The 12,671-nt window shown below is 38.2% G+C and carries 12 protein-coding genes and 1 pseudogene; all 13 read left to right on the top strand.

Annotation, left to right across the window (positions count from 1 at the left end):
• Positions 1–441 precede the first annotated feature (441 nt).
• Positions 442–1,128: a tRNA (adenosine(37)-N6)-threonylcarbamoyltransferase complex dimerization subunit type 1 TsaB gene (tsaB, locus tag GMD1S_RS05250; RefSeq protein ID WP_000865683.1), complete on the top strand. Its 687-nt coding sequence runs from the start codon at positions 442–444 to the stop codon at positions 1,126–1,128.
• Entirely contained in the window at positions 1,125–1,562 is a 438-nt protein-coding gene (gene rimI / locus GMD1S_RS05245) for a ribosomal protein S18-alanine N-acetyltransferase (protein ID WP_000569857.1), read from the top strand. Before tsaB ends, rimI begins: the two co-directional genes overlap by 4 nt.
• The gene (gene tsaD / locus GMD1S_RS05240; RefSeq protein WP_000655027.1) at positions 1,552–2,562 is read left to right on the top strand and encodes a tRNA (adenosine(37)-N6)-threonylcarbamoyltransferase complex transferase subunit TsaD; all 1,011 of its coding nucleotides are present in this window, start codon (positions 1,552–1,554) and stop codon (positions 2,560–2,562) included. Before rimI ends, tsaD begins: the two co-directional genes overlap by 11 nt.
• Before the next feature lie 103 nt (positions 2,563–2,665).
• The gene (locus tag GMD1S_RS05235; protein ID WP_000572854.1) at positions 2,666–3,529 is read left to right on the top strand and encodes an Rgg/GadR/MutR family transcriptional regulator; all 864 of its coding nucleotides are present in this window, start codon (positions 2,666–2,668) and stop codon (positions 3,527–3,529) included.
• 471 nt (positions 3,530–4,000) lie between these two features.
• On the top strand, positions 4,001–6,517 hold the full coding sequence (locus GMD1S_RS05225) for a class III lanthionine synthetase LanKC N-terminal domain-containing protein (protein ID WP_000375504.1): 2,517 nt from the start codon (positions 4,001–4,003) through the stop codon (positions 6,515–6,517).
• Complete coding sequence (locus GMD1S_RS05220; RefSeq protein ID WP_000862377.1) at positions 6,514–7,740, top strand: MFS transporter; 1,227 nt, start codon at positions 6,514–6,516, stop codon at positions 7,738–7,740. Before GMD1S_RS05225 ends, GMD1S_RS05220 begins: the two co-directional genes overlap by 4 nt.
• Before the next feature lie 145 nt (positions 7,741–7,885).
• Complete coding sequence (locus GMD1S_RS05215; protein WP_000673205.1) at positions 7,886–8,512, top strand: hypothetical protein; 627 nt, start codon at positions 7,886–7,888, stop codon at positions 8,510–8,512.
• 93 nt (positions 8,513–8,605) lie between these two features.
• Positions 8,606–9,208: a hypothetical protein gene (locus tag GMD1S_RS05210; protein ID WP_025172956.1), complete on the top strand. Its 603-nt coding sequence runs from the start codon at positions 8,606–8,608 to the stop codon at positions 9,206–9,208.
• A 67-nt stretch (positions 9,209–9,275) separates the two neighbouring features.
• Positions 9,276–9,971 (top strand): AzlC family ABC transporter permease, encoded by a 696-nt coding sequence (locus tag GMD1S_RS05205; RefSeq protein WP_000659754.1) that lies wholly within the window; start codon positions 9,276–9,278, stop codon positions 9,969–9,971.
• Positions 9,961–10,284, top strand: coding sequence for an AzlD domain-containing protein (locus GMD1S_RS05200; protein WP_000253936.1), 324 nt, complete (start codon positions 9,961–9,963; stop codon positions 10,282–10,284). Before GMD1S_RS05205 ends, GMD1S_RS05200 begins: the two co-directional genes overlap by 11 nt.
• Before the next feature lie 103 nt (positions 10,285–10,387).
• A complete protein-coding gene (locus tag GMD1S_RS05195) occupies positions 10,388–11,230 on the top strand; it encodes an amino acid ABC transporter substrate-binding protein (RefSeq protein ID WP_000724967.1) in 843 nt (280 codons plus the stop codon).
• A 154-nt stretch (positions 11,231–11,384) separates the two neighbouring features.
• A complete protein-coding gene (locus GMD1S_RS05190; protein ID WP_000694511.1) occupies positions 11,385–12,239 on the top strand; it encodes a MetQ/NlpA family ABC transporter substrate-binding protein in 855 nt (284 codons plus the stop codon).
• Positions 12,240–12,357: 118 nt separating this feature from the next.
• Positions 12,358–12,671: pseudogene (locus GMD1S_RS05185) on the top strand (peptidase M20); the annotation flags it as partial.

Genomic DNA, 12,671 nt, shown 5'->3' with positions numbered 1-12,671 from the left:
AAACAAAGTTCCTTTGGAAGCTTGCTTTTGTGACGCTCTATTCAATTTTTCTTCTCCTGGTCACCTATGTTGTCTGGTTCGTTTTCTACTTTGGTTTAAATGCCTAAAGTCAATTATTCATCTAAATATACAGAAAATCCACCTCGTCTTGATAGATGGGATGGACTTTTTCTATTTTTAGGTGCTATCTTTATTGTTATGACGATGATTTCTCACATCGAAAATCGAGTTGAAACATAAATGCATGATCCAAATTTTTTACAAAGAACCTTTCAATTTCCTTGTTCACTTTTCTATTCAAAAAAGATATAACTTTTTTAAATTTTTTGTGTAGAATTGCTTGTCTAAGTGGCAGGCCTCTTTTGTTTCAAAACAAAGAAAATTCCCATGCGCTAGCTTTTGTAGTATAATAGTAAACAGACAAAAAGATAGGAATATGTTATGAAAGTATTAGCTTTTGATACGTCCAGCAAGGCTCTTTCTCTAGCCATTTTAGAGGACAAGCAGGTTCTTGCTGAGACTATGATCAATATCAAGAAAAATCACAGTATTACCCTCATGCCTGCCATCGATTTTTTGATGGGCAGTCTGGATTGGACACCCAAGGATTTGGATCGTATCGTAGTTGCTCAAGGTCCGGGCAGCTACACAGGTCTGAGAATTGCGGTGGCGACAGCCAAGACTCTGGCCCATACCCTCAAGATTGAGCTGGTTGGTGTGTCTAGTTTGCTGGCTTTAGTTCCAGAGCAGGTGGAAGGTTTGGTCATTCCTGTCATGGATGCCCGCCGCAATAATGTCTATGCTGGCTTTTACCAGTCTGGTCAGGCTGTGTGGCCGGAAGCTCATCTGCCTTTGGCAGAGGTTTTGGAAATAGCTGGCGCTGCTAACCAGTCAGTCACCTTTGTCGGAGAGACAGCAGCTTTTACGGAGCAGATTGAAGTGGCTCTTCCTCAGGCTACCCTTCAGCCAACTTTGCCAAACGCGGCGGCTGTTGGTCGTCTCGGTTTAGACCTGCCTTCCCAGTCCATTCATGACTTTGTTCCTAACTATCTCAAGCGTGTTGAGGCTGAGGAAAACTGGCTCAAGAACCATACCGAGTCTGGTGAGTCCTACATTAAACGTCTATGATAGAAATCAAAAGAATCCAAAGACAGCCTGACCTGGCTCAAGCAATCTACGCTGTTATGGTAACAGTTTACCCAGTCAGTCCTTGGGCACTGGAACAAATCCAAGCAGACCTGTCCCAAGACCAGACTTGGTACGCTCTAGCTTATGATGGGGCAGAAGTGATTGGCTTTCTAGCCGTTCAGGAGAATCTCTTTGAAGCAGAAGTCTTGCAGATTGCTGTACTGCCTAGCTATCAGGGTCAGGGAATTGCGTCAGCCTTGTTTGCTCAATTGCCAGCGGATAAGGAGATTTTCCTCGAAGTCAGAAAGTCAAACCAACGAGCGCAAGCATTTTACAAGAAAGAAAAGATGGCGGTCATCGCTGAGCGAAAGGCCTACTACCATGACCCAGTCGAGGACGCCATCATCATGAAGAGAGAAATAGATGAAGGATAGATATATTTTAGCATTTGAGACATCCTGTGATGAGACCAGTGTTGCCGTACTGAAAAACGATGACGAGCTCTTGTCCAATGTCATTGCGAGTCAAATTGAGAGTCACAAGCGTTTTGGGGGCGTAGTACCAGAAGTAGCTAGTCGTCACCATGTCGAGGTTATTACAGCCTGCATCGAGGAGGCGCTAGCAGAAGCAGGGATTACCGAAGCGGATGTGACAGCTGTTGCCGTTACTTATGGACCTGGATTGGTTGGAGCACTGCTAGTTGGTTTGTCAGCTGCCAAGGCTTTTGCTTGGGCTCATGGACTTCCGATGATCCCCGTTAACCACATGGCTGGTCACCTTATGGCGGCTCAGAGTGTGGAGCCTTTGGAGTTTCCCTTGCTAGCTCTCTTGGTCAGCGGTGGGCACACAGAGTTGGTCTATGTGTCAGAGGCTGGGGATTACAAGATTGTTGGAGAAACGCGGGATGATGCGGTTGGTGAGGCCTATGACAAGGTCGGCCGTGTCATGGGATTGACTTATCCAGCAGGTCGCGAGATTGACGAGTTGGCTCATCAGGGACAGGATGTGTATGATTTCCCTCGTGCCATGATCAAGGAAGATAATCTGGAGTTTTCATTTTCAGGTTTGAAGTCTGCCTTTATCAATCTTCACCACAATGCCGAGCAAAAGGGAGAAAGCTTGTCCAAGAAAGATCTGTCAGCTTCCTTCCAAGCTGCGGTCATGGATATTCTTATGACCAAAACCAAGAAGGCCTTGGAGAAATATCCTGTTAAAACTCTAGTTGTAGCAGGTGGCGTGGCTGCCAATAAAGGGCTCAGAGAACGACTAGCAGCTGAAATCACAGATGTCAAGGTTATCATCCCTCCCCTACGCCTTTGCGGAGACAACGCGGGTATGATTGCCTATGCCAGCGTCAGCGAGTGGAATAAAGAAAACTTTGCAGGCTTGGACCTCAACGCCAAACCAAGCCTCGCCTTTGATACTATGGAATAAAGAGTCAGCTTGAGGCTGGCTTTTTTACTCCGGAAAATGTCAGAATATTTTGACAAAGCTGTAAAAATGATGATATAATATGTAAAAATTAGGAGGTGGCCAGATGATTGAGAGAATGGAATTGGGAGAATTTTACAAGGAATTGCGGCTGGCGAGAAAGCTCAAGCAGTCAGATGTGGCTTGTGAAGGTCTAACAGCTTCTCAGTTATCCAAGTTTGAACTGGGACAGTCTATGCTGTCTGCGGATAAACTGATACTAGCTATCCAAGGGATAAATGTGACCTTTGATGAGTTTGGACACAAGCTTAATAATTATCAGGAATCCCCACATATGCGATTTGGACGAAAAGTTGTAGATCGTTTTGCCCATCAAGATATGGCTGGCTTAGAGCAACTATTAGAGGAAGTTGAGCAGGAACAGATGGCGCAGACCTATCGTCGTTTGAATGCTATTGTGATTAAAGATGCTATCCATTCCTTAGATAAAAGGTATCCGTTAGAAGAGGAGGATAGCGAGTTTTTGACCACCTATCTCTATGCTATCGAGTCTTGGACCTGGTTTGAACTCTATCTTTTTTGCAATACCATGCCTTTCTTAAGTAATCAAGATCTGATTTTTTTATCCACCTCTTTACTTGAAAAATCCAAGGAATTTAAAGAGTTGGTACACAATCAATTGTATATGAAAAGTGGTTATCTTAATATCATCTCAGAGCTCATGGAGCGTAAGCTTTTCTCTTACATCCCAATCTTTGAAGCCGAGTTGGAGAGTATGCTCCGGCCATATGATGTTTTTGAGAAAGTATCATTGCAGTTTTTAAAGAAGATGAGTGTATTCCTTCAAACCAAGGGGAGCAATCAAAAAGAGATTGAACACTTTATCCAATCTCTGCAAATATTAGAAAATCCACAATTAACAGCCCTTTTTGAATTGCGTTTGCAGCAATACAAAGAGCTTATCGATTAGTTAGAAAAGGAATGACAATAACCCACTCTAAAATAAGTAGGAGTATCAGTTGGATTTTGCTTTTTTTCATCATTATATCCCTCCTTGTGAGTAGTACCTTCATTATATCAGGGAAAGAGTCAAATCTACAAAAATCGCAAATGTGAAATTTCCATGAGAAAAAATATCAAATATGCGATTTTCTAAAATGAGCTAATTTCTGTGTTATACTGTCCTTGTAAGACATTTGAAGCAAATCCTAGGTTGCAGAAGTGGTTTACAAAGAAAAATAATTAAAGGAGAAAAGAAATGCATAATCTAATGGAACTTGAATTGTTACCTGAAGAGCCAGTAATTACTGTATCACGTGAAGTTTGTAAGTGGACTTGCTCATTTACTGCTCTTTAAGAATAATTGGTTAAAATTAAGGATAGTTAATTACTAATTAACTATCCTTAATTTCATTTTAGAGATAATGTATTTATTATATTTATGGATAGATTACAAACAATGCTGAATAAAATACAAGTTGACACTTACCATAAAAATGGGTGGTTATTTGTGAAGTATAGTAACAATAAACTTACACAGGGATGGAAACTTCATGTAAGCAGTCAACTAAAAGACGCTTGTAATATTTTTTATATTGTTGCACAAGAGCTGGAGAAGGAAAGATGTAACTACAAAGTTCTAGATTGTTTGGATGAGTTAAAAAAATTGAATTCTCCGAGGGAAGTTTCTCCTACTGCAAATAAGTTTATCACTATATATCCGTCTAGTAGGAAGCAGGCCAAACGAATAATATTAAATCTAAAAGAAAAGTTAGAAAACTATAAAGCTCCAAGGATTTTATCAGATTTTCAATGTGGTGAACATTCTCCAATACATTATAGATATGGGGCGTTTAAAGCAATTAAAAACTACAATTTTTCTGAAAATAAAATTGTCTACATGATGAAAAATAGTAGAGGAGAATTAGTAGAGGATCTGAGATTAAATTATCCGTATTTGCCAGAAGGGGTTAAGGATTTATTTACTGATGTGGAAAAAAATAAATTATTTAAACCCTCCCCGGGAATTCCAGAGAATCACCCTTTAAATCACTATAATATCGAGTGTATTCTGAAAAAATCCAATAGAGGAAATGTTTACAGAGCTGTAGTAAAAAATAGTAATCAGAAAGTGATAATAAAACATGCACGACCATATGTTTATAGTTGGGATGATGGTTTCTCTGCAATTGATGAATTAAAGAATGAAGCAACAAATTTGAAAGTATTTCAGAACAAGTCCTATACGACAGAATTAATTGAAGAGTTTTATGTCAATGAAGATTACTTCGTAGTGCAAAAGTTTATACCAGGATATAATTTTTTTGATTTAAAAAATATTGATATCGAAAAAAATGTAATTATTAATAATATAATTGATATTATTAATGACATTCATGCTGAAGGATATTTAGCAGTGGATATTTCTCCAACAAACTTTATATTGGATGATTTTGGTCGTGTTAGGTTAATAGACCTAGAAAATTTTACAAACAAAAATAATACTGTTAGAAGAGCTGCTACAAAATTCATGATAAATACTGATTGTTCCTCAAAAATTTGTACCATTCAACAGGATTATTTTGCACTTGCAATGTTGAGTTTGGCGATTATGCGCGAGCATGTTTTAATATTTGAAGGAGAGGACGTCTTCTTAAATATAACTGCTTTAGATAAAATCAAGTCTTGTATGTATATGGAGAAAGAAATTGGGAACATAACTAAATCGCAATTTAACTGGTTGATGTATTTATTGAATTTAAGTGAACAAGAGAAGTTAGACCGATTCGAGAAGATGAAGTATATAAACGATTTTGAAGATGAAAATATAGGATTTCATTCAAAGAGAGTTAATTCCTCATTCGATTTTCAAATTGAAAATGAGACACTTATTAACTATCTTCTTTCATTAAATATGAATAGAGAAAGTAGGATACTAAATTCAAATGAATTTGGAGAATTTGTTAGTCCAGTATCGTTTCAACATGGCTTATCAGGATATTTGTTTTATTTATCACACATGAGAGACATTTCTGACAATGGTAGAATTATCGAGTGGCTTATCTCTGAAGGAAATCAAAATAAAGGAAATGGGTATTTAAATGGTTATTCAATTTTATTTGGTTCTTCTGGATATCTTTGGGCATTATTAGAGTTCTATAAAAAATTTGCCAGCAACAATCCAAGTAGAGAATTGATTATAGATAAAACTAGAGAAATTTATAAAGACTTGATAAGTAATTATCAGAAAGTTGAAGTATTTGACTTTGCTTTAGGAAAGTCAGGTGTTTTATTGAGTATTATGAAATACTGTATAAATTTCAATGATGTCGATAGTATGAAATTTATTAGAGAAAAAATAGAGGAGTTATATTTATATTTTGTAGAAGAGATACAAAATGTTAATAGTTTAAAAGAATGTAATTTTGCACATGGTTTAGCTGGGATTGCATACGTAATTTCAATTTATAATTCGGAATTTGAATTTAAGGTAGCTTACGAAAATAGTATTAATGTATTTAATAATCTGTTAGAAAATCTGTTAGAAAATGAATATAGTAGACTAAATGCAACTCCTACAAATTTAGAACTATCGTGGTGCGAAGGAACTTCAGGAATCTTACTTTATTTTGAATTATTATATGATAAAAGGTATTCAAAAATAATTTCAAGATTTCAACAACTTGCTTTCAAATTCAATCTTATTCAGTCAAGTTGTTATTGTCATGGTTTATCCAGTTTGTTGCAAACTCTAAACTATCAGGATAATTTAAATTTACGTGAGAATGTAATTGAGATTTTATTAAGTAGATCCAAAAGAGATAAAAATGGTATTTTGGTATTTGAATGTGAAGAAAGTTCAGATACATTATTTGATTTTGGAATCGGAAATCTAGGGATTTATTGGTCTATCCTTGGGGAAAACTTCCCGTTTGAACTCAAAAAGGAGTTGCGATGAAAGTATTTATTCAAAATAGAGATTTTAGGCAATTAACCATCAACCAGTGGATTTCAACGGTTGGGGATACGATTTTTTATCTTGCTTTTTTGAATTATGTGGCAGATGCTTCGTTTGCCCCCTTGGCAATTTTACTCATTACGATTTCAGAGACTGTTCCTCAAGTTCTGCAAATCTTTATGGGAGTTTTGGCTGATTTTCAACATTATCGTGTTCTAAAGTATACGGTTATTAGTTTTGTCAAATTTGTACTTTATTCTATAGTGGCACTTTCGCTTTCAGGGCAGTCCTTTTCCTTATGGCTAGTATTCTTTATTTGTTTGATGAATCTCTTGTCGGATACATTGAGTTACTTTTCAGGAGCCATGCTAACTCCTATTTTTATAAGAATCATTGGGAAAGAACATCTTACAGAAGCCATTGGTTTTAAACAATCAACAGTTAGTTTAGTTCGGACAATCAGTAATATTCTAGGAGGGGTTCTACTAGGAATTCTTTCCATTCAGTTCATTTCCTTGCTCAACGCTCTGACGTTTCTGATAGCATTTGTAGGTATTCTTCTGATAAAAAATGATCTTTTGAAAGTTGAAAAAACAATTAACTATCAAGAAGGTCTTTCCATAAAGTCGTTTTGCCAGCATTTGTTCCAATCATCGAAATTGATCTGGAATATGGATAGAGTGATCTTCATTTTATTTATCGTATCTATCAGCCAAGCTGTGATCAATGTCACTGTTCCTATTTCGACTCTTTTTTTAAGAAACCAACCGTTTTTGAATTTACAAACTGGTCAATCACTCGCTTTGTTATCAACACTAGAATTGTTAGCACTTATTGTCGGAAGCCTTGTAAGTGGCTATCTGAAAAATACGATTTCTATAAAAACAGCTCTATACGCTTCGGTCGTCATCCAGTTACTCCTTCTAGTAGGATTTGCCACAGTTCATTTTGGTTTGATTCTGCTTTTCAGCTCCTTGGATGCCTTCATCGCAGGGTTACTCTCTCCTAGATTGCAAGAACTCGTCTTTAAACAAATACCTGAGGAGTCAATGGGAGCGGTTCAATCCTCTATTGGTGCGATTACGGTTGTTTTACCAAGTCTATTCACAATCGTTTTTGTAACGATTGCTACAAGTTTTGGGGTCCTATCGGTCAGCTTTATTCTATTGCTATTACTCCTAACTGCATTTGTCATGCTCTTGAATATTCGTGAGAGCATTTAGTAGGAAACTTTGATTTAATTTTTGTTCATATGATAAGGCTGGCTTCCCAGTCTTTTTCTTATTATGGCGGTTTGTCACTTACCCTTCACAGCATCCGACTCTATCAAAGTTTGTCAATCATAGAGTTTTTTAGTATAGTAGAAATATGAAATTTACAAAAATAATCAGTGGTTTGCTTGCTCTTGGAGTGATAATCTTATTTATAAAATCTTACCAAAATTTTAAAAATTTGGAATTTCCTAGTACGCAGTTAGTCATGTTTAAATCGCTTTCGTTTTATATGTCTGTAGAATCTTTTGAAAATACATTTGTCGCAGCTGACAAAGTCGTGGAAGAGGAGGAAATGGCCTATCGTGATACTTGGCGTGCAGAAGACCCGTATTTCTATAAAACAGGTCGCCTTTTCTATTATTACGAAAATATGAGATGGGAAGGCTATACTATCCGCGCAGATTTTACATTTTCAAAATGGCATACCTTGGAAGAAGCGAGGGCTTCTTTTCCTGTTGCTTCAAAAATGGAACAGAAAGAACTACTTGACAAACTATCGCAGGCTATAAAAACAGAAATTGAATCTTTACCAGACTATCAGTCTATGACAGTTGAAATGGTAGAACTAGATCAAGATTCTTATCAATATAAAGTCAAATTACAAGGGCAAACGGAGGATCTCTGGGTCGAGGTTTATTCGACAGAACTTGGATATCATGAAAAGCTTGAAGATAAGGAGTATGGGGTTGGGATTAGTCAATATCGGAGGCATGCATCGTAATCCTTTCCTTCTATACCATAGAATAAAGAGTCAGTTAATTGTTGACTTTTTTTATCTTGGACAAATGCCCGAGTTTTTTAGTATAGTAGAAATATGAAATTTACAAAAATAATGAGTATGGCACTTGCTCTAGTGGTATTGTTGCTGTCTTTAATGGTTTTTCGAATGTTTCAAAAGACGCAATTGGTCATGTTTGAATCCGTTTCTTTTAATATGCCCCTCGAATCTTTTGAAAAAGTGTTTGGAAAACCTCATGAAATAGTAGAAGAGACAGAAACAGGCTATCACAATCCTTGGCGTGCAAAAGATCCTTATCTCTATAAAACCGGGCGCCTTTTCTATGACTACGAAAACTTTAAATGGAAAAGTTACAGCGGTCGAGTGACCGTTACTTTTTCAAAATCGCATCGTTTACAAGGAGCGACGGTTTATTTCCCTATGGCTTCCAAAGATCAACAAAAAGAGATATTTTATAAAGTGACCCAAGACATGAAAGCTGAAATCGAAGCTCTACCAAACTTTCAGTCTTTGAAAGTTGATGCTTTGGTGGGGTATGATGTTGGTTATCGATTTAAGGTCAAAATGAAAGGGCAAGGGAGAGAACTCTGGATTGATGTTTATCCTACAGAATATGAGAATGAGGATAATCCTGAGAACAACCAATATAATATTGCAATCGATCAATTTCGATGGTAGTTACCCTAGCGTGCTTGTTTTGAATGCTTAGTAGTAGAATGCTGTATTTGTAAGAATGAGGAGAAGGATGAAAGAAAAAGGATTTTGGGAAGGTGTTCAGGCAGCCATGCCGACTGCCCTTGGCTATGTCAGCATTGGTCTGGCTTGTGGGATTATCGGTGCGCCCTATGTGACACCTGTTGAGATGGGCTTGATGAGCCTCTTTGTTTATGCTGGGAGCGCCCAGTTTGCCATGTTGGCACTGATTGCGGTCCAAGCGCCTGTGGCAGCCATTGCTATGACAGTTTTTTTGATCAACTTGCGACTTTTTTTACTGAGCTTGCATGCATCGACCTATTTCCGTCATACTAGTCTCTGGCAAAATATCGGCATGTCCAGTCTCTTGACAGATGAGACCTATGGGGTTTTGATGGGCGAATTAGCCCATACAGATAAAGTCCATCCCATGTGGATGCACGGGAACAATCTCAATAGTTATGTAGCCTGGTTTATTGGGACAGTGGCGGGGACAGCTTTAGGTGGGCTTCTTCCAAATCCTGAGGTCTTTGGATTGGACTTTGCCCTTGTAGGAATGTTTATCGGGATTTTTACTTCGCAATTTCAGATTATGCAAAGACGGGTTCCTGTCCGCAATCTGCTGCGGATCCTAGCCGTTGTTGCGGTGTCCTTCTTTTTGCTCTTGACAGTGGTGTCTCAGTCGCTAGCTGTTCTGTTTGCGACTTTGCTAGGTTGCACTATGGGGGTGGTCTTAGATGGTCAGTAAATATCTTTTGTTAGCCGTTATCTTTTCAGGCCTAGTGACTTGGATTCCCCGTATGATTCCCTTCATCTTGGTTAAGTACAAGGGCTTGCCAGCTATCGTCGAGCGGTTTTTGAAGTTTTTGCCTGTTTCCATTATCTTTGCCTTGATTCTTTCAAGCGTAGTGACTGGCAAAGTTGGCAGTCTTCCTCAAATCAAATGGCTGGACTTTTTAGCAGTCTTTCCAACGGCTTGGGTAGCCTTTCGCTACCGCAATCTAGTAGGTACGGTTCTTTTTGGGGTAGTCTTGATTGCAGTCTTGCGTCTGGTCTTTTAAATCAGCCATAAAAAAAACCTATCACCGAGATAGATATCATATAATGGCGAAAAAAAATATTTTCTGTTAAGATAGTAAAGTATTCTATTTTGGAGGAAATGACATGAAAAAAATCGTCAAATATTCATCTCTTGCTGCTCTAGGACTTGTTGCCGCAGGTGTACTAGCAGCTTGTTCAGGTGGAGATAAGAAAGATACTGCAACTAGCGAAGCAGCATCTGGTAAGAAAGAAATTATCGTTGCAACCAATGCTTCACCAAAACCATTTAACTACGAAGAAAATGGCGAGTTGACTGGTTATGAGATTGAAGTAGTCCGTGCTATCTTTAAAGACTCTGACAAATACGATGTTAAGTTTGAAAAGACAGAGTGGTCAGGTGTCTTTGCAGGTCTTGATAGCGACCGTTATCAAATGGCGGTGAACAATATCAGCTATACCAAAGAACGTGCTGAAAAGTACCTTTATGCAGCTCCAACTGCTAAAAACCCTAACGTTCTCGTTGTGAAGAAAGACGACGACAGCATCAAGTCACTTGATGATATCGGAGGCAAGTCTACTGAGGTCGTTCAAGGGACAACATCAGCTAAACAGCTAGAAGATTATAACAAACAACACGCTGACAATCCAACGGTTCTTAACTATACCAAGGCTGATTTCCAACAAATCATGTCTCGTTTGAGCGATGGTCAGTTTGACTACAAGATCTTTGATAAGATTGGTGTTGAAACAGTTATCAAGAACCAAGGTTTGGACAACTTGAAAGTCATTGAACTTCCAAGCGACCAACAACCTTATGTTTACCCACTTCTTGCTAAAGGTCAAGATGAGTTGAAATCATTTGTAGACAAACGTATCCAAGAACTCTACAAAGACGGAACTCTTGAAAAATTGTCTAAACAGTTCTTTGGAGATACTTACCTTCCAGCAGAAGCTGATATTAAATAGTCGTATGAAATCATCCAGTCTGAGAAAGACGGATGATTTCTCAATTTTCAGGTATATAGTTTCAAACTATATGTCTGCCTATCTAATAACAATTTGCTAATTCAAATAAAGTATGAGATACTATTACGGTATTATTTTTAAAGGAGAAAGAATCATGAAAATTAAAAAATGGCTCGGTTTAGCAGCTCTTGCTACAGTCGCAGGTTTGACTCTTGCAGCTTGCGGAAATTCAGAAAAGAAAGCAGACAACGAAACAGTTGTCAAAATTGCAACAGTTAACCGTAGCGGTTCTGAAGAAGCGCGTTGGGATAAAATCCAAGAATTGGTTGAAAAAGATGGAATTAAATTGGAATTCACAGAGTTCACAGACTACTCACAACCAAACAAGGCAACTGCTGATGGCGAAGTAGACTTGAATGCTTTCCAACACTACAACTTCTTGAACAACTGGAACAAAGAAAACGGGAAAGACCTTGTAGCGATTGCAGATACCTACATCTCACCAATCCGCCTTTACTCAGGTAAAAATGGGGAAGAAAACAAGTACACTAAAGTGGAAGAAATCCCAGATAACGGTGAAATCGCCGTACCAAACGATGCAACAAACGAAAGCCGTGCACTTTACTTGCTTCAATCAGCTGGTTTGATCAAATTGGATGTTTCTGGAACTGCTCTTGCAACAGTTGCTAACATCACGGAAAATCCAAAGAACTTGAAGATTACTGAATTGGACGCTAGTCAAACAGCTCGTTCATTGTCATCAGTTGATGCTGCCGTTGTAAACAATACCTTCGTTACAGAAGCAAAATTGGACTACAAGAAAGCACTCTTCAAAGAACAAGCTGATGAAAACTCAAAACAATGGTACAACATCATTGTTGCGAAAAAAGATTGGGAATCATCACCTAAGGCTGATGCCATCAAGAAAATTATCGCAGCTTACCACACTGATGAAGTGAAAAAAGTTATCGAAGAAACATCAGACGGTTTGGACCAACCAGTTTGGTAATAAGACATAGGGAGGTGGGAGAGAGTTTCCACCTCTTACTTTTGTATAGAGAGTTGATTTTAAAGAGGCACTTGTGGTCGTTCTGAGGACACAAGTACGTAGTAGAAAGAGAGAGAAAATGGTTTTTCCTAGCGAACAAGAGCAGATTGAAAAATTTGAGAAGGATCATGTGGCCCAGCATTATTTTGAAGTTTTGCGTACCTTGATTTCCAAGAAATCAGTCTTTGCCCAGCAGGTTGGACTCAAGGAGGTCGCAAACTATCTGGGTGAGATTTTCAAGCGTGTAGGGGCTGAAGTGGAGATTGATGAGAGCTATACGGCTCCCTTTGTCATGGCGCATTTCAAGAGTTCGCGTCCAGATGCTAAGACTTTGATCTTCTATAACCACTATGACACTGTACCAGCGGACGGAGATCAGGTGTGGACAGAGAA

Source organism: Streptococcus sp. GMD1S, assembly GCF_000296875.1.
Taxonomy (GTDB): Bacteria; Bacillota; Bacilli; order Lactobacillales; family Streptococcaceae; genus Streptococcus.
The sequence above is the reverse complement of the archived record's forward strand: the minus strand, read 5'-3'. Positions and strand labels throughout refer to the sequence as shown.